This window comes from Lentzea miocenica (assembly GCF_033949945.1).
Taxonomy (GTDB): Bacteria; Actinomycetota; Actinomycetes; order Mycobacteriales; family Pseudonocardiaceae; genus Lentzea; species Lentzea miocenica.
Genome location: NZ_JAXAVW010000005.1, coordinates 164,270 through 186,704 on the forward strand (window position 1 = coordinate 164,270; position 22,435 = coordinate 186,704).

Annotated in this window: 19 protein-coding genes; 10 read left to right on the top strand and 9 right to left on the bottom strand. The window is 67.9% G+C overall.

The window, feature by feature from the left end; genetic code table 11:
• Positions 1-8 precede the first annotated feature (8 nt).
• Genes SK803_RS08270 through SK803_RS08280 form a run of 3 tightly spaced genes read right to left on the bottom strand, consistent with a single transcriptional unit; the run spans position 9 to position 3,012 of the window.
• Positions 9-1,199 (bottom strand): ABC transporter permease, encoded by a 1,191-nt coding sequence (locus tag SK803_RS08270; RefSeq protein ID WP_319965213.1) that lies wholly within the window; start codon positions 1,197-1,199, stop codon positions 9-11.
• Complete coding sequence (locus SK803_RS08275) at positions 1,196-1,891, bottom strand: ABC transporter ATP-binding protein (RefSeq protein WP_319965214.1); 696 nt, start codon at positions 1,889-1,891, stop codon at positions 1,196-1,198. Before SK803_RS08275 ends, SK803_RS08270 begins: the two co-directional genes overlap by 4 nt.
• Positions 1,888-3,012, bottom strand: coding sequence for an efflux RND transporter periplasmic adaptor subunit (locus SK803_RS08280; RefSeq protein ID WP_319965215.1), 1,125 nt, complete (start codon positions 3,010-3,012; stop codon positions 1,888-1,890). The genes SK803_RS08275 and SK803_RS08280 overlap by 4 nt, the downstream gene beginning before the upstream one ends.
• Before the next feature lie 131 nt (positions 3,013-3,143).
• Between SK803_RS08280 and SK803_RS08285 the strand changes: the two genes are divergently transcribed.
• Genes SK803_RS08285 through SK803_RS08295 form a run of 3 tightly spaced genes read left to right on the top strand, consistent with a single transcriptional unit; the run spans position 3,144 to position 5,769 of the window.
• Complete coding sequence (locus SK803_RS08285; RefSeq protein ID WP_319965216.1) at positions 3,144-3,992, top strand: helix-turn-helix domain-containing protein; 849 nt, start codon at positions 3,144-3,146, stop codon at positions 3,990-3,992.
• Complete coding sequence (locus tag SK803_RS08290) at positions 3,967-4,140, top strand: DUF397 domain-containing protein (protein ID WP_319965217.1); 174 nt, start codon at positions 3,967-3,969, stop codon at positions 4,138-4,140. Before SK803_RS08285 ends, SK803_RS08290 begins: the two co-directional genes overlap by 26 nt.
• Positions 4,141-4,197: 57 nt before the next feature.
• Positions 4,198-5,769, top strand: a complete 1,572-nt coding sequence (locus SK803_RS08295; RefSeq protein ID WP_319965218.1) for a hypothetical protein — start codon at positions 4,198-4,200, stop codon at positions 5,767-5,769.
• 71 nt (positions 5,770-5,840) lie between these two features.
• Here SK803_RS08295 and SK803_RS08300 read toward each other — a convergent pair whose 3' ends face one another.
• Positions 5,841-6,179: a hypothetical protein gene (locus SK803_RS08300; protein ID WP_319965219.1), complete on the bottom strand. Its 339-nt coding sequence runs from the start codon at positions 6,177-6,179 to the stop codon at positions 5,841-5,843.
• Between the two features lie 84 nt (positions 6,180-6,263).
• On the opposite strand from SK803_RS08300, the gene SK803_RS08305 reads away from it, so the two are divergent.
• Positions 6,264-8,123, top strand: a complete 1,860-nt coding sequence (locus SK803_RS08305) for a VWA domain-containing protein (RefSeq protein ID WP_319965220.1) — start codon at positions 6,264-6,266, stop codon at positions 8,121-8,123.
• 23 nt (positions 8,124-8,146) lie between these two features.
• Here SK803_RS08305 and SK803_RS08310 read toward each other — a convergent pair whose 3' ends face one another.
• From SK803_RS08310 to SK803_RS08325, 4 genes are read right to left on the bottom strand one after another with little or no spacing between them, the layout of a single operon-like run.
• Positions 8,147-9,154: a gamma-glutamylcyclotransferase gene (locus SK803_RS08310; protein ID WP_319965221.1), complete on the bottom strand. Its 1,008-nt coding sequence runs from the start codon at positions 9,152-9,154 to the stop codon at positions 8,147-8,149.
• 15 nt (positions 9,155-9,169) lie between these two features.
• A complete protein-coding gene (locus tag SK803_RS08315) occupies positions 9,170-10,753 on the bottom strand; it encodes a Na+/H+ antiporter (protein WP_319965222.1) in 1,584 nt (527 codons plus the stop codon).
• Between the two features lie 18 nt (positions 10,754-10,771).
• Positions 10,772-11,080 carry a thioredoxin gene (trxA, locus tag SK803_RS08320; protein ID WP_319965223.1) on the bottom strand — a complete coding sequence of 103 codons (309 nt, stop codon included), beginning with the start codon at positions 11,078-11,080 and terminating at the stop codon, positions 10,772-10,774.
• Positions 11,071-11,457: a MerR family transcriptional regulator gene (locus SK803_RS08325; RefSeq protein ID WP_319965224.1), complete on the bottom strand. Its 387-nt coding sequence runs from the start codon at positions 11,455-11,457 to the stop codon at positions 11,071-11,073. The genes trxA and SK803_RS08325 overlap by 10 nt, the downstream gene beginning before the upstream one ends.
• A gap of 156 nt (positions 11,458-11,613) precedes the next feature.
• Between SK803_RS08325 and SK803_RS08330 the strand changes: the two genes are divergently transcribed.
• The 6 genes from SK803_RS08330 to SK803_RS08355 all read left to right on the top strand — a co-directional run bounded on the left by SK803_RS08330 (position 11,614) and on the right by SK803_RS08355 (position 16,972).
• Positions 11,614-12,453, top strand: a complete 840-nt coding sequence (locus SK803_RS08330) for an LLM class flavin-dependent oxidoreductase (RefSeq protein ID WP_319965225.1) — start codon at positions 11,614-11,616, stop codon at positions 12,451-12,453.
• A gap of 11 nt (positions 12,454-12,464) precedes the next feature.
• Positions 12,465-13,736, top strand: coding sequence for an NtaA/DmoA family FMN-dependent monooxygenase (locus tag SK803_RS08335; RefSeq protein ID WP_319965226.1), 1,272 nt, complete (start codon positions 12,465-12,467; stop codon positions 13,734-13,736).
• Between the two features lie 223 nt (positions 13,737-13,959).
• Positions 13,960-14,841: an amino acid ABC transporter permease gene (locus SK803_RS08340; RefSeq protein ID WP_319965227.1), complete on the top strand. Its 882-nt coding sequence runs from the start codon at positions 13,960-13,962 to the stop codon at positions 14,839-14,841.
• Positions 14,838-15,560 (top strand): amino acid ABC transporter ATP-binding protein, encoded by a 723-nt coding sequence (locus SK803_RS08345; RefSeq protein WP_319965228.1) that lies wholly within the window; start codon positions 14,838-14,840, stop codon positions 15,558-15,560. The genes SK803_RS08340 and SK803_RS08345 overlap by 4 nt, the downstream gene beginning before the upstream one ends.
• A 12-nt stretch (positions 15,561-15,572) precedes the next feature.
• On the top strand, positions 15,573-16,505 hold the full coding sequence (locus tag SK803_RS08350; protein ID WP_319965229.1) for an ABC transporter substrate-binding protein: 933 nt from the start codon (positions 15,573-15,575) through the stop codon (positions 16,503-16,505).
• Positions 16,506-16,519: 14 nt separating this feature from the next.
• Complete coding sequence (locus SK803_RS08355) at positions 16,520-16,972, top strand: winged helix-turn-helix domain-containing protein (protein WP_319965230.1); 453 nt, start codon at positions 16,520-16,522, stop codon at positions 16,970-16,972.
• Positions 16,973-17,027: 55 nt separating this feature from the next.
• On the opposite strand, the gene SK803_RS08360 is transcribed toward SK803_RS08355, so the two are convergent.
• Positions 17,028-22,421 carry an SDR family NAD(P)-dependent oxidoreductase gene (locus SK803_RS08360; RefSeq protein ID WP_319965231.1) on the bottom strand — a complete coding sequence of 1,798 codons (5,394 nt, stop codon included), beginning with the start codon at positions 22,419-22,421 and terminating at the stop codon, positions 17,028-17,030.
• Positions 22,422-22,435 lie beyond the last annotated feature (14 nt).

The window sequence follows — 22,435 nt, forward strand, 5'->3', positions numbered from 1 at the left end:
TCGAACTCCTATTCGTGCCTGAGAGCTTCGATGGGACGGAGCTTCGCCGCGCGTGAAGCCGGGTAGCTGCCGAAGAACAGGCCGATCAACGCCGACACCGCGAACGCCAGCAGCACCGACGACGGCACGAGCACCGGCTGAATGCCGGCGATGGTGAACCGGCTGCCGATCACCCCGGCGGCGACGCCCAGGAAGCCACCGAACAGGCTCAGCAACGTCGCCTCGATCAGGAACTGGCCGAGGATCGACGATCGGGGCGCCCCGACGGCCTTGCGGATGCCGATCTCGCGGATCCGTTCGGTGACGGTCACCAGCATGATGTTCGTGATGCCGATTCCGCCCACCAGCAACGAGATCGCGGCCACCGACGCGAGCAGCACGGTGAACGTCTCCGTCGTCGCGGTCCGCGCGGTGAGCAGCTGGTCCTGGCTGAGGATCCGGTAGTCGGCGGTGTCGGTGACCTTGTGCCGCCCGTTGAGGATCGTGGTCACCTGGGCCTGAGCGTCCGGCAACGCGTCGGCCGACCGCGCCTGCACGACGATCTGGGTGAGGCTGCCGTAGCCGGTCAACGCGTTCTGCGTGGTCGTCAGCGGCGCCACGGCCATGTCGTCGGCGTCCTGCAACCCGCTGGAACCCTTGGCCGCCAGCACTCCCACGACGGTGAACGGGATGTTGTTGACCAGCATGGCCTTCCCGACCGGATCGGTGCCGGGGAAGAGCTGCGTGGCCACGGTCGCGCCGATCACGACGACCTTGCGCGCCTGCTGGACGTCGTTGTCGGAGAACAGGTTCCCCTGCGCGACACCGCTGTTGGTGGTCTCGAAGTAGCGTGGATCCGAGCCGATGAACTGGCTGATCGCGTAACTGGTCGTGCCGTACCCCGCGGTCGCCTGCGCACTCACCACCGGCGACGCGTACTTGACGTCGGGGGAGTCGGTACCGACCAGCGCCGCCGCGTCCGCCGTGGTCAGCGGCTTGACGGTGCTGCCGGGCTGGGCGCGCTGCGGGCTGATCGTCAGGATGTTCGTGCCGAGCCCCGCGATGCTCTGCTGCACCGCGCTGGACGCGCCGTTGCCGACCGCGATCAGCAGGATCACCGACGCGACACCGATCAGGATGCCCAGCGTCGTGAGCCCGGAACGCATCTTGTTCGCGGTCAACCCGCGCACGGCGAACGCGGCGATTTCGAAGAGCCTCACACCAGCACCCCCGCGACCCCGCCCGTTGGAACACTGCCGTCCACCACACGAACCGTGCGCATGGCGTGGGAGGCGACCTCGTCCTCGTGCGTGATCAACACAACCGTGCGGCCGCTCGCGTTCAGGCGGTCGAGGATGCCCAGGACCTCGCGGCTGGACTCGGTGTCGAGGTTTCCGGTCGGCTCGTCGGCGAGCACGATCGCGGGCGACGTGACGAGCGCACGGGCGATAGCGACGCGCTGCTGCTGGCCGCCGGACAGCTCGTTGGGACGGTGATGCGTGCGGTCCGCGAGACCGACCAGATCGAGAGCGGCAAGCGCGCGCTCACGACGTTGGGTACGTCGAACTCCCGCGTACACCAGCGGGAGTTCGACGTTCGCGAGTGCCGTGGTGCGCGGCACCAGGTTGAAGGACTGGAAGACGAACCCGATCTTCCTGTTGCGCAGCAGGGAGAGCTGTTCCTCGTCGAACTCGCCGGTGTCGATCCCGTCGAGCAGGTACTTGCCGGACGTCGGCACGTCGAGGCACCCGAGGATGTTGAGCAACGTCGACTTGCCCGACCCGGACGCGCCCATGATCGCGATGTACTCGCCCTTCTCGACGGTCAGATCGAGCCCTCGCAACGCATGCACGGCCGTGTCGCCCGAGCCGTACGTCTTGCGGAGGTTCCTGACCTCGATGACCGGGCTCATCGACCGGTCCCGGTGAAGCCGCCGCCGTTGCGCTGGCCGCCGGTGCCGGTTCCGGGGAGAGTGCCTTGCTGCTGCTGACGGTTCTGGTTGGTCGACGTGGTCACCTGCGGCAGCACGACTTCCTCACCGGCGGTCAGCCCGGACTTGATCTCCACGTACTGGTCGCCGCGCACGCCGATCTCGACGGTCTTGCGGGTCTCCGCGCCGTTCTCCATCACCTGCACGCTGCTGGCGCCGCTCACCGTCTGCACCGCCGCTGCCGGCACCGCCAGGACGTTGGTCGCCGAGCTGACGGTGACCTCGACGCTCGCCGACTGGCCGGGCCGCAGCCCCGCCGGCGGTTCGGTCAGCGTCAGCGTCACGCCGTACTGCACGACGTTGTTCGAGGTCGTGGGCGTGAGGTCGACCTGGGTGACCTTTGCCTGGATCGGCTGCGTCGACATCGCGTTGACCGTGACGGACGCCGCCTGGTCGGCCTTGAGCTTGCTGACGTCGGACTCGGAGACGTTCGCGTGCAGCACGAGGTTCTTCAGGTCCGTGACGACAACGAACCCGGACGTAGTCGCCGTGGTGGTGCTCGTGGTCGAACTGGTGCTGCTGGACGAGTTGCCCGAACCCACCTTCTGCCCCACGGACCCGGTGACCGACGTGATCGTGCCGTCGCCGGGCGCGGTCAGCGTGGTGGCCGCCAGGTTGTCCTTCGCCTGCTGGAGCGCGAGCTGCGTCTGCCGGTACGCCGTGAGCAACGCCGTCGTGCCGGTGCCCTTGTCCAGCGCCGCGTTCAGGTTGCCCTGCGCGATGTCGACCTGCAGCTGAGCCTGCGTCGGATCGAGCTTCGCGAGCTGCTGGCCCTTGGTGACGACGTCGCCGACCTTGACGTTGACCTCGGTGACCGTGCCGCTCGCGCCGAACGACGCGGCGGCGCTGAACGAGCTCTGCACCGTCCCCGACGCCGTCACCGTCTCGCTGACGTCGCGGTTCGCGGCCGCGGCCGTGCGGGCGGCGGTGGGCTGGGCACTGCCGGAGGAGCCGAAGAACACCAGGTAGCCGGCCACACCGGCGCCGAGGAGCACCACCACCAGCAGTCCGTTGATCAACAAGGATCTGCGACGTCGAGTCATGGCCAGGGATGGTCGTCCTCGAAGCTGTGGCGCGGCTGCGAGTTTCCTGGCAGTGCGCTGAAGATCAGCGCGGCCGTTTTCACCCGAACGAGCACCTTAATTGCTCGGGGAGCAAGCCCTAACGTCGAACCATGGCCACGACCACTCCATCCACCGCGTACAGCCGGGATCTGGGCGAAGAGCTGCGCAAGCTGAGGGAGAGCTGCACCGACCTGACCGGTGCCGCGCTCGCCGTCCGGCTCGGCTGGGATCCGAGCAAGCTCTCGACCCTGGAGACCGGCAAGTACCGCGCCAGCGAGGTCGACCTGGTGCAGTACCTGTCGATGTGCGGCAAGGACATCGACTTCTACGAGGACTTCAAGCGGAAGTACCGCAACGCCTTCGACGAGTACATCGTCCAGGTGCCGGACAACCTGCGCACACTCGCTATGGCCGAGTCCACCGCAAAGAAGATCATTCGATACGACGCGCAAGCCGTGCCGGGTCTTCTACAGACGCCGGAGTACGCCGACGCGGTGTACCGGGCAGCGGGATTGGTGTCTGAGGAGCGAATCCCGGCCCTCGTGCAGTTCCGAACGGAGCGCCAAGCGCTCTTGCGGCGACACGATCGGCCGACCTGCCTGTTCTACATCCATGAGCACGCGCTGCGGACCCGCATGGGTGACGACCGGATCATGGAAGATCAGCACCTCAAGCTGCTGTTCAACGCGCACATGATCCGGATCATCCCCGCTGACGCGGCTCTGATCGCGTCGAGTTGCTCGTTGTGGGAGTACGAGAGGGCAATGCCGGTGGTGTTCGTCGAGACCGATCTGGCGAAGGTCTTCGTCCAGGATCCCGGTGTGATCGTCAGGACACGATTGCTGTTCGACCGTTTGGCTGAGGTCGCCTTGGATGAGGAACAATCGCGGAGCAAGCTGGCGGCATACGTCGGCCAACCGCGAGAGGAACTCGATGACTCAGGACAGGACCTGGCGTAAGAGCAGTTACAGCGGTGGATCGGAGGACGGGGACTGCGTCGAGGTGTCATTGGCCCACGACGCACTCGTTCGTGACTCGAAGAACCCGGCCGGAGGCGTCCTGACCTTCACTTCGACCGCGTGGAAAAACTTCCTCGAAAACCGTTGAACCATCGCCCGTCTCAGCACGTGTTCCCGCCGTCGAACGGGATCGAGGGGACGGGTCATGGACGAGAAGACGGTACTGCTGGGCAAGGTCGGGCCAACGGTGATGTTGCCGCGCCAGGGCGCCCAGGTGGTCCCGCTGCGCAGGTCCACCCCGCTGCGGGTGGACGTCGCGGGCGGCGGCCCCGTCGGCCTGGCGTTCGCCTGCACCCTGAAGTCGATGCTGGGCGACCAGGTGTCCGTGCGCATCCACGACCGCCGCTGGATGCGCAAGGGCGACCGAGTCGTCTGGCGCGGCGCCGCCGAGGGCAACAACCGCCGCGAGCAGGTCGTGACGCTCCAGAGCAACGTCTGGGCGGCCCTGCCTTCCGAGGTGCGCCAACGCCTCTTCACGCCCGGCAAGTTCTCCGAGATGTGGCCGCTGGGCCCCGACTCCCCGGAGTCCAAGGGCCGCCCGCGCAACATCAAGATCCGCTGGATCGAGGACGCCCTCCTGGACATGGCCCAGGACGTCTACAACATCGAACTGGTCCCCGCCGCGTACGTGAAGCCGGACCGCTGGGACGGCCTGCACGTCCTCGCCATCGCCGACGGCGCCAAGTCCGCGACCCGCGACTCGTTGTCGTCCCACTTCGGCACCCCGAGCCGCGAACTGTTCTCGGTGGACGGTTCTCCGCTGGACGAGCGCGTCCTGGGCATCCGCGTGACCGCCAAGGTTCCCGACGAGCACACCGTTCCGCTGACCGTGGCGCAGAACAGGTTCCTCTTCAACTCGCTCGGCGGCGGCTTCATCAACATGCGCCTGACCGCCGAGGAAGCCTCCGAAATCGTGGCCCTGGGCGAAAACGGCCCGATCTCGTGCATCGGGAAGTTCGGTTGCACCATGCGGCCGTCCGGCACCCGTTTCGTCTGCGACCGCCACCGCGCCGTCTTCAAGCCGTCGGTCGACAAGCTTTCCTACCTGTGGCCCCGAATCCTGGACGGCCTGCGCTTCTTCGGCGTCGGCGCGGCGGACGTCGTGGGCATCAACTCGTTCACGCTCGGCATGCAGCAGATGTCGAAGTTCACCGCCCAGCTCGCCCCGTCGACCTTCGGGTTCCTCCTGGGCGACGCCGCCAACTCGCTGCACTTCTGGCCGGGCCGCGGCCTGAACACGGGCCTCAAGAGCGCCCTGTCGCTGGCCGTGAACCTGCAGAAGCGTTGGCGCGGCTCGGCTTTCCGCGCCGCCGACTTCGCCCAGCACGAGGGCATCATGCAGCAGCTCCAGTACCGCGAGAAGTCGCGCGCCTGGACCACCATGCTGATGCCGGACTCCGAGGGCGTGCCGCGCGGTATCGAGGACCGCATCCGCACGGGCCTTGAAGGCCCCTTCGACCGTGCGGCTTTGGTCAAGACGTTGTTCGAGCGCGTTCTGGGCATCAAGAAGCGCCTCGGCGACCGGATGGGTTCGCTGGCCACCGACGAGTGGTACTACGGCCGCATCAACGCGATGGACGTCCGCACGTTGAAGGTCATGGTGGAGTCCGGGGCGTGGATCACGCGGGAGATCGGCGGCGAGGAGGTCGTCATTCCCTCGGCCGAGCCCGCCACTGTTCAGGAACCTGTTCGCCGGGGCCTTTCGCTGGTCTCCTAGCGCAATTCGTTGCCATTTGGCTGACAATTCCAGGTCGCCATGAATCGGCTACCGGCTCGCGGGGGAGACTGCTACTTTGTGACCTCGTCGGGATCGTCTGCAGGGGCAAAGTCATGGACATCGTCTGGATCCTGGTGCTCGTTGTTGTCGCCATTTTGCTTGTTGGCGCTGTCGTCTGGCGTCGCCTCTGGCCGGCACGACGTGAAGACGACCTGTGGGATTTTCACCGCGCCGAACAGCAGTCGGTGATTGGCCCGGACGAATACGTGGAGGAATGCCCGACGCTGGAGAACCTGCAGGTTCCGGTGGACCACCTGCCCGCCGACGAGCGCCCGGATGTGGATCGGGAGTGGTTTCGGCCCAGTCGGGAGCCTGCCCCCGCGGAGACCCAGAGCGTCGAGGCCGGCCACGACTCTCCCCGTGGGCAAGCCGCGTCTGGCTTGGCGGCTCGCCGCGCAGAGTCCGGCCGAGCCTTTGGCCAGGCAGCCGGCAACTTGGGTGCTGGTCAGGCCGCGGCCGGCATGGCGTCTGGTCAGGCGGGTGCCGGCATGATGGGCGGTCAGCCGGCCAGTGGCAGGGCGGCTCCTCCGGCAGCCGGAAACGCGGCGCCTGATGGCGGGGGAGCGGTCTATGGCGGCCCGTCGGGACAGATCTGGATCATCGACGACTCGACGGCCGACCGGCAGAACGGCATCAGTCCGCCGACGATCGGTGCCGACTCGAGCGAGGACAGGGTTGTTCCCATCGACGCCCACGCCCCCGACTGGCCGTCTTTCGACCTCCGGTCAGGCGCCAGCGGTCAGGATCCACTTCCTCGCAGCGGCCTGTTCATCCGGCGCAACAACGCGTTCGGCACCAAGGCCACCCTCGGCATCGCGGACCTGATCGATCACGGGGTTCTCATCGATCAGACACAGATCCGGTTCGACGATTTCATCTCGTCGGATCCTTCGGGAATTCCCGTGCCGACAACCGGTGAGGCCATAGCCGTCAGCTATGGCACGTGCGCGACTAAGCAAAACTTCTGCGCCAACAGCAACACGACCCATTTCGTTGAACTGGCTCTGCGGACCGGTGAGATTCCCCTGGGCGCACCGTCGACCAGGGAACCTCTGCCGGCGAACTTCGTGTTCGTGGTGGACACCAGCGGTTCGATGGAGGGTTCGAAGCTCCACACCGTGAAGGCGGCGATCCGTGAGCTCCACTCCCAGCTGCGCGACACCGACATCCTGGGAATCGTCACCTTCGACACGCAGGTCCGCACGTGCCTCAAGGCCACACCGAAGAGGGAGATCTCCACGACCCAGTTCGACGTCGTCGTGGCCGGGCTGTCCGCGTACGGCGGCACGGACATCAACCTCGGCGTCCTCTACGGCATCGACGAGATCGCCAGGCACTCGCGGACGGACATGGTCAACTGCGTGTACCTGTTCTCCGACGGCGACCCGAACTCCGGCGAGCGCGACTGGATCACCATCCGCCGCAACATCGCCGATCGCATCCGCGGCAACCTCACCCTGTCCTGCTTCGGGTTCGGCAGGGAGGCCAGGATGCGTGAGCTCGAAGCGCTGGCCGGCATCACGGGCGGCTCCTGCACGCTGGTGACCAACGCCGACGACGTGCGCCTCAACCTCGCCGAAGATCTGGCCAGGCGCGAACACCTCGCCGCCATCAACGTCCAGCTGCAGATCGAATTCGACGCGAACGTCACCGCGTGGCACCTCTACGGCCACGACCTGATCACCGACCCGTCCGTCCGCGCCCGCGTCGAACGGGATGTGGCGGCCGCGAAACACCGCGCCCGTGACGAGATCGGCGTCGAGTCGTTGCCCGATCTGGTGACCGAGGACGACGGCATCCGCATCTTCGCGCCCGACCTGGCGTTCGACGAGACGTACTGGGTCGTCCTGGAAGTGCGGGCCCCGGCCGGCTGGACGGGCTTCGGCCAGGCGACGGTCCAGTACGTGGACGCCGTCGCCAGAGACAACCGCCGGCACGTCGTGGACCTCGGCCCCGACACCACGATCGCCGCCGAAACGGTGTTCGCGCACGCGGTAGGCCTCCGGACCAGCGAGATCACGTTCTGCGCGCTCGACGACCTCTACCACGACGACAGGGAGGCGGCCAGGCGTCGTCTGGCCGAGCACGTCGAGCTCCTCGGCGCCGCCCACGCGCACGTTCCGGCCCCGCAGTTCCGCGACGACCAGACGACGTTCCGGAAGCTGATCAGCCTGACGAGCAACCTCGGCCTGGTCCGGGCGTGGACCGACCGAGGAGACACCGCCTACACCATCTTCGCCATGAACAAGTTCGGCCAGAGCAGGTCCGGCTTCCTCCGCAACCGCTTCACCTAGCCAGCTCCGCCCTGTGAACGGTCTCACCGCTGGGCGAGGTACACCCAAGCGTCCGCGCCCGACCCGAGCCGCACGAGCGCCCGCCGGTAGTCGTCGACCTCGTAGACGTCGGCGGCGGCCAGCTCCTCCGTCGTCACCTCGAGTACGGTGCCCGCGGTCGTGTCGGCGGGATCGCCGGTGTGCCGGACGATCGGGTGCCGGTCCGTCCCGCTGACCGCGATCACGGCCGGGTCGGTGATCGTCACCCAGTCCTGCCGGAAGCCCGGCAGCAGGTCCTGCTCGCCTTTGAGCTCCCGGCCGAAGTGTTCTAGCTGAACCGACGGCGTCTGCAACGTCCCGTACGAGAACAGGTTCACCACCGCGCCGGCCGGGCCGCCGATCCGCCGCAACACCGGGTCCGCGAGGTCTGCGTTTCCCAGCACGATCGTCGCCCGAACGGCCGGTCCGACCTCGTCCAGGTACCGGCGGCTGGCGGCGTGATACCGCTGGTCAAAGGCACGCTTGGCCTGCTCCAGCCCTCCGAGCAACTCGGTGTCCCTGCGCGTCCCACGCTCCCGCGCGACCTCGAACGGCGTGTCGACGAAGACCACCTCGTCCCACGTGAGCTCCCGCTGCAGGAAGCTGCCGTCGACGACCAGCACCAGGTCTTCCGGAGCCTCGACCGGCGGTTCGTCGATCGGTGCGTCCGAGCGGAGGTCGATGATCCGCTGCCGGTACTTCCGATCCCCGCCGGGCCCGAGCGGCTCCAGCACCAGCCGCTCAAAGGACGCGAAGTCGTAGGCGTCGGCGTAGTACCCGTCCGCCGAGTCCCGTCCCAGCCGATGCCGGACCACCCGTGGGTTGTGGAACCCGTCCATCGACAGGTGCGCTGCCGTTCGTCCACGTTCGGCCAGAGCAGCCGTCAGCTCACGGGCGAGGGTCGTCTTGCCGGATGCCGTGATCCCGTCGACTGCCACCCGCAACGGATGTCCAGGTCGTTGTTGAGCGAGGTGGTCGGCGATCCTGCCCAGCACGCGGTTTCTGACGATCATGCGACCGAGCCTATGTCAGTCCTCCTCGACCTCACGCCGCGACAGCCGCACCTCTTCGACGTCCAGCCGCCGTTGAATGGTCCGCAACACGATGTCGTCGATCGCCGCCTCATCGCGCAGCCGCACCACCGTCGCCCGTTTGTGCGAGATCAGCTCCAGCCGCAACGCCGCGTACTCGACCTCGGACGCCGCGACCTCCTCGTCACCGGCCTCCTTGGCCCGCATGACCTCCATGTGGTGTTCGTACTCGGCCAGCACCCGCTTGTAGACGACGTCGCGCACCCCGACCTTGTCCGCCAGGCGCGGCAACGCCTCGTAGGCCTCCTCGGACGCCGTCGACTGCGCCAGCCGCAGCTCCTCGTCCAGCGCCGTGTCCTCCGGCAGCTGGGAGAACCGGATGATCGACGGCAGCATCAGCGCCTGCACGATCAACGTCAGCACGACCACACCGGACGTGATGAGGATGATCTCCTCGCGGAACGGGAAAGGCGCGCCGCCGACGACCGTCTCGGGCACCGCCAGTGCCGCCGCCAGCGACACGGCGCCGCGGAACCCGGCGGCCGACGACACCAGCCGTTGTCGCGCACCCACGCGCCGGAGTCGTTGCTGGGGGCGGCGATCGATCGCGCGGATGATGTACGGGGTCGTGTAGCTCCACAGCAGCCGGGTGCCCGCCACGGTCAGCGCCACCAGGCCGATTCCGCCGAACGCGGTGAGGATCTCGCCGCCGTCCAGCGACCGGATCGCACTGTGGGCCTGGAGTCCGATCAGGACGAACAGGGCGCCGTTCAGCAGGAACGTCGCGATGCCCCAGAAAGCGGAACTCACCTGACGGGTGTCGGCGGGCACGATCCGCGGGCCGACCCGCGCCAGCGTCAGGCCGCACGTCACCACCGCGATCACGCCGGAGCCGTGGACCGTTTCGGCCAGCAGGAAGGCGGCGAACGGGGTCAGGATGCTGACCACGGTCTCGTGCAGCGGGCTGTCCAGGCGTTTGCGCACCTGCACGGCGAGCCACGCGATCGCCAGCCCCGCCACCGCGCCGCCCGCGTAGGACAGCAGCAGCTGAAGGCCGACGCGTCCGGTGCTGAACTGCTGCTCGCCGGTCGTGATGGCGATGGCGATCGCGTAGATGACCAGCGCGGTGCCGTCGTTGATCAACGACTCCGCGCGCAGGATCGTCGTGGTCCGGCGCGGCATGCCCCGCGCGATCGCGGAGACGGCGGTCGCGTCGGTGGGCGCGAGGGCCGCGCCGAGCACCCACGCCGGGCCCCAGCCGAGGCCGAGTGCGTGGGCGACCGACGCGACCGCGGCTGCCGTCGCGAGCACGAGCAACGTGCTGAGCAGCACGATCGGGCGGAGGTTGCTGCGGATCTCCCGCAGCGAGGTGTTGAGGCTCTCCCAGTAGAGCAGCGCGGGCAGGAAGATCAGCAGCATCGCCTCCGGCGGGAGGCTGACCTCTTCCAGGGCCGGCACGAAACCGAGCAGAGCGCCGCACACGACCAGCAACACCGGGGCCGCGAGGCGCAACCGTCCTGACACGACACTGCTCGCCAGAATGCACACGCCCAGCACCACTACGAGTTCAAGACCGAGCATGCGCCCAAGATAAGCGGCTCACGCGCTCAGCGCGTCATCCAATTCGGCAAGCAACCGCGACTTGGGGCGCGCTCCCACGATCTGCCGGATCGGCACGCCGTCGCGGAACAGCAGCATCGTCGGCAGCGACATGACCTGGTAGTCGCGTGCGGTGGCGGTGTTCTCGTCGGCGTTGATCTTGAGCACGGTCAGGTCGTCGCGCTCGCGGTTGATCTCGTCGAGCACGGGCGAGAGCATGTGGCACGGCCCGCACCACTGCGCCCAGAACTCGACGAGCACGGTGCCGGTCTTCGTGCTCTCCGCGAAGGTGACGTCGGTCAGCTGCACTGGAACTCCTTGGGTTCGGCCACGAGGCACGGATCCTGAAAGGCGAGCCTGGCCAGCAGGAACTCCCGGACGGCCTGGAGCCGCTCCAGGCACTCGTCCACCTCCGCGAGCTTGCGCTGGTAGACCTCCCGCGAGTCGGGGCACGAGTCGCCCGACTCGTGCCCCGCGCGCAGGCACGCCACGAACGGCCGGGTGTCCTCGAGCGACATGCCGACCGCCTGCAGCGACTGGATCTCCCGGACCAGCCGCAGGTCGTGGTCGTCGTACTCGCGGTAGCCGTTGGACGTGCGCTGCGCTTCCAGCAGCCCCTGCGACTCGTAGAAGCGCAGCGCACGCGTGGTGGTGCCGGCTCGCTTGGCCAGTTCGCCGATCCTCATGGCAGGAACGCTAAACCTTGACGCACACGTCAAGGCAACCTGGAAACGCGACCACGAAAATATTCCCGGCCCGGCGAGTTGTCCCACCCAGTGACCGCCTCGGCAGCCACCTCCGAACCGCGCACAGAATGCGAGGACCCGACGAGAGGGGGACCGGTGGGGTCACCACTGCACCTGGCCGTCGCACTGCGCGCGACCGGCGACGAAGTGTTCACGGCGAAGCACTGGGCAGGGCTCGTGCGCGAGGCCGAGGAGGCGACGCTCGACTTCGTCACGTTCGACGACTCGCTGGGCGGCGAACCCGGCCTCGACGCGGTGCTGACCGCGGCCCGCGTCGCACCGCTCACCACGAGAATCGGCCTGGTACCAACGGCCGTCGTCACGCACACCGAGCCGTTCCACCTGTCGAAGGCGATCGCGACGCTCGACCACGTGAGCGAGGGCCGGGCGGGTGTCCAGCTGGAGATCGCGCCAGATCCGTTGCACGCCAAGCACTTCGGCCGTCGCGACAACCTGGGCGACCTGTGGGAGGAGGCCTCCGACTACGCCGAGGTGCTCCGACGGCTGTGGGACAGCTGGGAGGACGGCGCCGAGATCCGGGACGTTGCCACCGGTCGGTTCATCGACCGCGACAAGCTGCACCACATCGACTTCGAGGGCCGCTGGTTCAAGGTGCGCGGCCCGTCGATCACGCCCCGCCCGCCCCAGGGCCACCCGCCGATCGCCGCGGCCACACCGGGTTTCGCCGACATCGTGTTCGCGGACACCCCCGGCGAACGTGTCTTCCGTGATGTCGACGGCACAGCCGACCCGGACCAACTGCTGGCGTGGCAGGCGGAAGGGTTCGCCGGGTTCCGGTTCCACGCCGACCTGCGCGAGATCACGCAGGGCCTCGTGCCCGAACTGCGCAAGCGGGGCCTGTTCCGCACCGCCTACGAGCACTCAACCCTGCGCGGCCACCTCGGTCTCGCCAAGCCCGCCAACCAGTTCGCCTGAAGGAGCGCGAGATGACCAAGCAGATCCACCTCGCCGCGCACTTCCCCGGCGTGAACAACACCACGGTGTGGAGCGATCCCCAGGCCGGCAGCCACATCGAGTTCGAGTCGTTCGTCCACTTGGCACAGACGGCGGAACGTGCGAAGTTCGACTTCTTCTTCCTCGCCGAGGGACTGCGGCTGCGCGAGCAGGGCGGGCTGATCTACGACCTCGACGTGGTCGGCAGGCCGGACACGTTCACCGTGCTCGCCGCGCTGGCCGCCGTCACCGACCGCCTCGGGCTGGCCGGCACGATCAACTCCACCTTCAACGAACCCTACGAGGTGGCCAGGCAGTTCGCCTCGCTCGACCACCTCTCCGCCGGGCGCGCCGCCTGGAACGTCGTCACCTCGTGGGACGCGTTCACCGGCGAGAACTTCCGGCGCGGCGGGTTCCTCGCCCAGGAAGACCGGTACACGCGCGCGGAATCGTTCCTGCGCATGGCCTGGAAGCTCTTCGACACGGGTGTCGGCGACTTCGAGCACAAGGACCAGCACTTCGACATCAGCGGCACGTTCGGTGTCCCGAAATCGCCCCAAGGCCGTCCGGTGATCCTCCAGGCCGGCGACTCCGAGGAGGGCCGGGAGTTCGCCGCCGCCACCGCCGACGCGATCTTCTCGCGGCACGGGACGTTGGAGGCCGGCCAGAAGTTCTACCGCGACGTGAAGTGCAGGCTGGCGAAGTACGGCCGCACGTCCGACCAGCTGGTGGTGCTGCCCGCCGCCACGTTCGTGCTGGGCGGCACCGACGCGGACGCGCAGGAGAAAGCGGCCGTGGTGCGGCGTCAGCAGGTCAGTGGTGCGACCGCGATCCGGTTCCTCGAACAGGTGTGGAACCGCGATCTGAGCAGCTACGACCCGGACGGCCCGTTGCCCGACGTCGAGCCGTTGACCGGCGAGAACACCATCGCCAAGGGGCGCGCGAGCGTGCGGATGTTCAAGGACCCGGCGGCCACGGTGCGGGAGTGGCGGGAGAAGGCCGCCGCCAAGAACCTGTCGATCCGGGACCTCGTGATCGACGTGAGCGCGCGGCAGACGTTCATCGGGTCGGCGGAGAGCGTCGCCACGCAGATCAACGACCTGGTGCAGCAGGACGCGGCGGACGGGTTCATCCTCGTGCCGCACGTGACGCCGGGCGGATTGGACGAGTTCGCCGACACCGTTGTGCCGTTGTTGCAGGAACGCGGCGTGTTCCGCGCGGACTACACCGGTGAGACCCTGCGGGATCACCTCGGTATCCGATAGTTGTTCAGCACGTGGACGTCCTTGCCGAGGCAACGGGGCGCTCCTTAACGTGAGCCTCGTTCTGCAAGTGCTCTCATCGGAGCGCAGGGAAGGGAGGGCAGGAATGGTCTTCGCTCTATTTCTGTCCTCCCGCAGGCACATCGACCACGGCCGCGTGTCCAGCGCCGCCTGTACGGGCTGACTTCTCGCCCTCCCTCATCCCGCCCGGCTTCAAGGATGCGCCATGCCCTCTTCCGGCACGCTCACCATCGTGTCCTCAAAGGACAGATCAGAGGATCTGGTCTCCTCACCGGTCGTCGCCGCCCGCCACCCGTGGCGCTGGGTCGGTGTGGTCGCGGTGCTGGTGCTCGCCGCCCAGTTCGTGCACGGCCTGGTCACCAACCCGGGCTGGGACTGGCCGACGTTCGCCCGGTACTTCACCGCCCAGTCGATCCTGACCGCCGTCGGCACCACGATCTTGCTGACCGTGCTGGGTACGGTGATCGGGTTCGCGCTCGGCATCGTGGTCGCGATCCTTCGGATGTCGCGCAGCCCGTTCCTGTCGGCGGTCGGCTGGACCTACATCTGGGCGTTCCGGTCGATCCCGCTGATCGTGCAGTTGCTGTTCTGGTTCAACATCTCCTACCTCTACCAGCGGCTTTCGCTCGGCGTCCCGTTCGGCCCTGAGTTCGTGAGCTTCGAAACCGTCGAGCTGATCAGCCCGATGGGCGCCGCCGTGCTCGGCCTGGCGCTGCACCAGGCCGCCTACGCCGCCGAGATCGTGCGCTCCGGCGTGATCTCCGTCGACCCCGGCCAGCTCGAAGCCGCGGCCGCGCTGGGCATCCCGAAGGGACGGCAGTTCCGCAGAATCGTGCTGCCCCAGGCGATGCGCGCGATCCTGCCGAACGCCGCGAACGAGGTGATCAGCCTCTTCAAGGGCACGTCGGTGGTGTCGGTGATGGCGATCGGCGAGCTGTTCTACCAGGTGCAGGTGATCTACGGCCGCAACGCGCGGGTCGTCGCGCTGCTCATGGTCGCGACCGTCTGGTACATCATCCTGACCACGTTGCTCTCGGTCGGTCAGCACTACGTCGAGCGGTACTTCGCGCGAGGAGACCGCCGATGATCGAGGTTCTGGGCGTGCACAAGAGCTTCGGCACACTCGAAGTGCTGCGCGGGGTGTCGCTGGAGGTCGAGGCCGGCGAGGTCGTGGTGGTCCTCGGGCCGTCCGGCTCCGGCAAGTCGACGTTGCTGCGCACGATCAACCACCTGGAGAAGGTCGACCGCGGGTTCATCGCCGTCGACGGTGAGCTGATCGGCTACCGGCGGCGCGGGGGCAAGCTGTACGAGCTCAAGGAACGCGACGTGCTCAAACAGCGCAGAAACATCGGGTTCGTGTTCCAGAACTTCAACCTGTTTCCGCACCTCACGGCACTGGAGAACGTGGCGGAGGTAGCCGACCTGGCCGAAGCACGGCGGTTCCTGGACCGAGTTGGCCTGGCGGACAAGGAGAACGCCTACCCGCGCCAGTTGTCCGGCGGCCAGCAGCAACGCGTCGCGATCGCACGAGCCCTCGCCACGCACCCGAAAGTCGTGCTCTTCGACGAACCGACCTCCGCGCTGGACCCGGAACTGGTCGGCGAGGTGCTGGACGTGCTCCGCGACCTGGCCCGCTCCGGCACGACGATGGTCGTCGTCACGCACGAGATCGGCTTCGCCCGCGAGGTGGCCGACCGGATCGTGTTCATCGACCAGGGCGCGATCGTCGAAGAGGGAACCCCCGGCGAGGTGCTCGACCACCCGGTTCACGAACGCACCCGCGCGTTCCTTTCCAAGGTCCTCTAGAAGGAGATTGTTGTGCGCAAACCACTTCTCGCCGTTCTTGTTCTGCTCCTCGCCGCCTGCGGAACAGCCGAGAGCGAGCCCGCCTCCAGCGGTGGTGCCCTGAACGTCAACCTGAGCCCGGAGCAGAACCGCGTCACGGCCCAGAAGGACGACAACATCGCCTCGAAGGTGCCGGAGAAGTTCCGAACAAAGGGCGAGCTGACCATCGGCGGATCCGCCGGCACAGCACCACCTCTGCGGTTCTACGCCACCGACGACAAGACCGTGATCGGCGTCGAGACCGACATCGCCTCCCTGGTCGCCGACGTGCTTGGCCTCAAGCCGAAGCTGGAGGTCGCCTCCTGGGAGAACCTCTTCGTCGGCCTGGACAGCGGCGCGTTCGACCTCGGCCTGTCCAACATCACCGTCACCGAGGCGCGCAAGGAGAAGTACGACTTCGCCACCTACCGCCTGGACACGCTGGCGTTCGAAGCGAAGAAGGGCGGCAGCTGGAAGGTGAAGGAGCCCAAGGACGTGGCGGGCAAGGTGATCGCCGTGACGTCCGGCACCAACCAGGAGAAGATCCTGGTCGACTGGAGCGCCCAGAACGTGGCCGCCGGTCTGAAAGCCACTGACATCAAGTACTTCCAGAACTCCTCGGACTACTACCTCGCGCTGCAGTCCGGGCGCATCGACGCCTACCTCGGCCCGAACCCCACCTCGGCCTACCACGCGGCGACGTCCGGCCAGACCGAGGTGATCGGCAACTTCTCCGGCGGCGCGTCCGTGCAGGGCAAGATCGCGGTGACCACGAAGAAGGACAACGGCCTGGTGGCGCCCGTTCAGGAAGCGCTGAACCAGCTGATCGCGAACGGCAAGTACGCCGAGGTCCTGAAGCGCTGGGGTCTCTCGGACGAGGCCGTGCCCACCTCCGAGATCAATCCGCAGGGTCTGCCGAAGACCTGATGGGGGAGAAAGCCATGCGGTTCAGCATCACCATCGACACCGACGACGAGGAAACCGCGCTCCGGCTCCTCGGCGCGTTGAAAGACGCCGGCCTGGTGGACGCCACCGAGGCCGCGATCGAAGACGTGGACGTGCGGATCCTGCCGCACACACGGCAAGTTCTCGTTCGGGAGTCGCCCGTCGAACTCACCCGGCTGGAGTTCGAACTGTTGTTGTTCCTGTGCGAGCACCCCGACCGCGTGCACCGCCGCCGTGATCTCCTGGCGGCGGTGTGGGGAGTCAACGACAACTACAGCGGCGCCCGCACGGTCGACGTGCACGTGCGGCGGGTGCGGCAGAAGCTCGGCTCCGCGGCGGATGTGCTCCAGACGGTGCGCGGTGTCGGCTACCTGGTGGCGTCTTGCGGCCGGGTGCGGGTCGAGCGTTCACCGAACGTCGTGCAGCTGGCTGATCGACGGGCCGGATGACCGAAGCGGTCCTGTAGAAGTACCGCGTGGCTGCCGTTCGAGAAGGCCTTGCTCGTCAGGCTTTGACCGGGTGGAACGCCGCCAGCCAGTCCTCCATGACCTCGGCCGTGAGGTGCGCGTCCTCCTTCACCATCGCCATGTGGTCGGTCGCCACGAACCGGATGTAGTCGGTGGGCACGGCGACGTCCTGGTTCGTGGTCACCAGATCCGTGCCCCGGACCTCCCGGTCGCACCTGATCAGCAGCTTCGGCACCGTCGTGTGGATGCCGGTGTCGATGATGCGCGGGAACCAGTGCGCCATCGCCGACAGCCGCGCGCTGTTCATGTTGACCGCGGGCGAGTCCATCGTGTTGAAGTAGTTGGAGGTGACGGACTCGAAGTCCATGCCCTCCCGGTTGTCGTAGTTGAGGCTCAACGTGTCGAGCATGATCACGCCGTCGGCCTTGATGCCCCAGGTGTCCTCGATGACGCCCGCCGCCAGGTAGGCGAGCGTGCCGCCGGACGAGTGCCCGACCAGGACGAACGGGTCGCCGTCGCTCGCGTGCAGCACGGCCTCCGCGACCCACCGGTTGACCGCCGCGGCGTCCTTCGGCAACGGTTCCCCGGCACCGAATCCGACCAGCGGGAGTGCGCTGACCTGCCGCTTTCCTCTGAGGTGAGCGGCCAGGCGGGCGTACATGTGCACGCCGGCCGTGGCTCCCGGTGCGCTGATGCAGATCAGCTTGGGGAGCTTGGGCCCGTCGGCGAGCGTGACCGGTTCGGGCAACTCGTCGAGTTCGGCGGGGGAGGAGAACATCGGGCGCAGGTTCGCGACGCCCTTGAGCATCTGCAGGCCGGCCGCGACGTTGTTCTTGGTCACGGCGTCCATGAACAGCCCGAACACGGTGTCCTCGGCCGCGACCTCGACGCCGTTGGCCTGACTCGCTCCACTGTGGAGCGAGCCGAGTTCTCCAAGCAGGTGCTGAGCGAGGTTCGAGGGGGTCTTGTTGTCGAAGACGACGGAGCCGACGAGCTTGAGGCCGAGGAGTTCGTTGAGCTGGTTGCGGAGTTCGACGGCGATGAGGCTGTCGAAGCCGAGCTCCAGGAAGTCCTTCCGCGGGTCGACCGCGCCGGGGTCGGGGTGGCCGAGGAGCGCCGCGCTCGTGCCGGTGACGAGGTCGCGGACCATGGTCTCGCGCTCTTCCGGTCCCGCGTTGCGCAGCCGGTCGAGCACGGTGACCGCGGCCTTCTCCTGCGGGGCCTCGGTCGTGCCGCCGAGCAGTTTCGAGACCGGTCCGCGCTGCGCGGCGACGTGGATCGGGACGAGCACGGACCTGGTGTGGCCGAGTGCCGCGTCGAACAGCGCGAGCCCCTGCTCGACGGCCAGCGGTGGCATGCCGGACCGGGACATGCGGTCCATCGCGGCCTGGCTGAGCCCCGCGGTCATGCCGGAGTCCTGCGCCCACGGACCCCACGCGAGGCTGATGGTGTTGTCGTGCTTGGTCGCGAGGGCGTCGAGATAGGAGTTGGCGGCCGCGTAGTTGGCCTGCCCCGCCGCGCCCATGACACCCGAGACGGAGCTGTAGAGGACGAGTTTGACGTCCGTGGCGTGACGCAGGTGCCAGGCCGCGTCGACCTTGGGCCCGAGGACCTTGGCGAGGTGTTCCGGGGTGAGCGCGTCGATCAACGCGTCCTCCAGCACACCTGCCGTGTGCACGATGGCCTGCAACGGTCGTTGCGCAGCACTCAGCAGGGTCGTCACGTCATCCCGTTTTGACACGTCCGCCGCGGCGATCGTGACGGTCGCACCCTTGTCCTCGAGCTCCTTCCGCAGCTCCGCGGCACCGGGGGAGTCCTCGCCCCGACGGCTGGCCAGCAGCAGGTGCTTGACCTCGTACCTGGTGACGAGGTGCCGCGCGAGTTCCGCGCCGAGTCCGCCGGTGCCGCCCGTGATCAGGACCGTCCTGTCCTTGTCCCACTCGTGCTTCTGGTCGCTCTTCTGGACTTCCTGAAGCCTCGGCACCGTCGTCTGTCCATTGCGGACCCTCACCTGCGGCTCGTCCCACGCCACGAGCTTGGGCAGCAGCGCACCGGACACGTCCAGCCCGTCGGTGTCGAACAGCAGGAACCGCCCGGGGTTCTCCATCTGCGCGCTGCGAATCAGGCCCCACGCTGCTGCTGCGGTGAGGTCTTCGCTCGTGTCGTGGCTCACGAACACAATGCGCGCGGTGTACTCGCCAGCTTCTTGGAGAAGTTCGAGGATGCGCGTCGTCTGCGCGTGCGTGCTCTCCGGCGTGCCGTCACCGCTGACCGACACGACGAAGACGTCCGGCGTGGTGGTATGCGCGGCTTGCTTCAACGTCTCGCCGTAGCCGGTAACGGTCTGCCCCGCGCTGTACAGGACGTGCGCGAGGTCGAACTCATCACCGCCGATGATCGCCCACCTGGCGGCCGACACAGGATTCGCCGTGACCGTCGCGTCGATCCAGTTCAGCTCGTGCAACGCGGGCTGGCTCTGCCTGCCGGGGCCACCCGGTGCCGTGCCACCCTTCGGCCAGTACCTCTGGGTGTCGAACGGGTAGGTGGGCAGCGCGATCTTGGTGCCGTGCGGGTAGAACCTCCGCCAGTCGATCTGGGCGCCGCTGACGTACAGCTTCGCGAGCGCGGTGGCGACGGCCAGTGGTTCGGACTTGTCCTTGCGGAGCGTGGGGATGCAGCCGTCGACGAGGGCACTGAGGACGCCGGTCGGCCCGATCTCGACGCAGATGGCGTCCGTCGGGACGTTGTCGGTGAAGCGCACGGTGTCGCGGACGTGGCCGACCCAGTAGTCGATCGTCGTCACGTCGCCGCTGGTGTGGATGGGGATGCGCGGCTTGTGCAAGGTGATGTGGGTGATCGCCTCACGGAAGTCGTCGAGCATCGGTTCCATCAGCGGGGAGTGGAACGCGTGGCTGACCCGCAGCCGCTTGTGCTCCCAGTTCTCGGCGACCTTCTGGGCCTGGGCCTCGTCGCCGGCGATGACGATGTCGTTGGTGCCGTTGATGGCTGCGACGTCGACGTCGACGTCGTTCGTGAGGTGTTCGCGGACCTCTTCTTCGGTGGCCTTCACGGCGAACATCGCGCCGGTCTGCGGTAGGGCCTGCATCAGCCGTGCGCGCGCGTTGACGAGCCTGGCCGCGTCTTCGAGGCTGAGGACGCCCGCGACGTGCGCCGCGGCGATCTCGCCGATGGAGTGGCCGGCGACGTGGTCGGCCTTGAACCCGTAGCTCTCGAGGAGGCGGTAGAGGGCGACCTCGATCGCGAAGATCGCCGGCTGGGTGATGCCGGTCTGGTTGAGGGCTTCCTCGTCGTCACCCCAGATGACGTCGTCGAGGTCGGCTTCGAGGTAGCGGGTGACGTCGTCGAACGCGTTGCGGAACGTGTCGGAGGTTTCGTACAGCTCCTTGCCCATGCCCAGCCGTTGGGCGCCCTGGCCGCTGAAGAGGGCTGCGATCGGTTTGCGCTGCGTCCGGCCGCTCGCGATGGTGGTGCCGTTGAGCAGGACGGCGCGGTGGTCGAAGTTTGTGGTCCTGGTGGTGAGGAGCGAGTAGCCGACTTGTGCGGGGTTGGCGCCGTTGGCGATGAGCGTGCTGACCTGGTCGATCCGGGCTCGAAGGGCGGCGTCGGACTTCGCTGACACGATCAGCGGCAACTCGTGGTCCTGGGCGGTGCCCGCGCCGAAGCCGAACGGACACACCGCGGCCTGCGCGCTGCCTGCCGTGGTGTGCGCGCTGCCTGCGGTGGTCTGCTCGGTGCCCGCCGTGGTCTGCGCGCTGCCTGCCGTGGTCTGGCCGCCGCCTGCCGTGGTCTGCGCGCTGCCTGCGGTGGCCTGCCCGCTGCCCGCCCTGGTCTGCCCGCTGCTCACCGCGGCCTGCCTGGGGTCCGCTACGACCGCCCCACTACCTGCTGCGGTCCACCCGTCGCTCGCCGCTGCCTGCCCACCGCGCGGCTCGCCGTTCGGGATCGATTCGGACTGACCGGCCCCCTGGGGGGATCGGGTCCCCACTCCAATCGTCTCAGCCGGGTCTGACAATTCCGGGGCCTCGGCGCCGCCGTTCACTCCCGGCGAATCCGGCGCCTCCTCGACGATCACGTGCGCGTTCGTGCCGGACACGCCGAACGACGAGATGCCAGCCCGCCTCGGCCGCTCGCCGCGCGGCCACGGCGTCGCCTCGGTCAGCAGTTCGACGTTGCCCGCCGTCCAATCCACGTGCGTCGACGGCGACGCGACGTGCAAAGTCCGGGGCAGCGACCCGTGCTGTAGCGCCATCACCATCTTGATGACACCCGCCACGCCCGCCGCGGCCTGCGTGTGGCCGATGTTCGACTTCACCGCACCCAGCCGCAGAGGCGAAGTCCGCTCAGCGCCGTAGGTCGCCAGCAGCGCCTGCGCCTCGATCGGGTCGCCCAGCACGGTTCCGGTGCCGTGCGCCTCGACCGCGTCCACCTCGGACGCCGCCAGCCCGGCCGATGCCAGCGCGGACTGGATCACCCGCCGCTGCGAAGGGCCGTTCGGGGCGGACAGACCGTTCGAAGCGCCGTCTTGGTTGATCGCGCTGCCCACCACCACGGCGAGCACGGGGTGGCCATTGCGATGTGCGTCCGATAGCTTCTCCACCAACAACACGCCGATGCCTTCTGACCAGCCCGTGCCGTCGGCGTCGTCGGAGAACGCCTTGCAACGGCCAGACGCAGCCAGACCGCCCTGACGCGTGAATCCCGCGAAGTTCGACGCCGTCGCCATCACCGTGACACCACCAGCGAGAGCCAACGAGCACTCACCGTTGCGCAGCGCCTGTGCGGCTAAGTGCAGGCCGACCAAAGACGACGAACACGCCGTGTCGATGGTGACGGCCGGACCCTCGAAACCGAACGTGTAGGAGATACGGCCGGAGATGACGCTAGCGGCCGTGCCCATCCCGGCGTGCCCTTCGACGTCCTCCTCCGACGCGATCAGCACGTGCCCGTAGTCCTGACCGTTCGTGCCGACGAACACGCCCGTTTCGCTGCCACGTAACGATGCCGGGTCGATGCCCGCACGTTCGATGGCCTCCCACGTCGTCTGCAACAGCAACCGCTGCTGCGGGTCCATCGCCAGTGCCTCGCGCGGCGAGATGCCGAAGAAGCCCGGATCGAACTCGGCCGCGTCGTACAGGAACCCGCCCTGCAACGTCGCGGAGTCCCCGCCCGCCAGCGTGCCCAGGTCCCAGCCGCGATCCGTCGGGAACCCGGTGATCGCGTCTCTGCCCTCGGACACCAGCTCCCACAGGTCCTCCGCCGACCGCACGTCGCCGGGGAACCGGCAGGCGATGCCGACGATCGCGACCGGCTCGTGGCGGCCCGACTCGACCTCCTCCAGGCGTTGACGCGTTTCGTGCAGGTCAGCCGTGACCCACTTCAGGTACTCAACGAGCTTCTCTTCGTTCGGCATCGCCGGAAACCTTC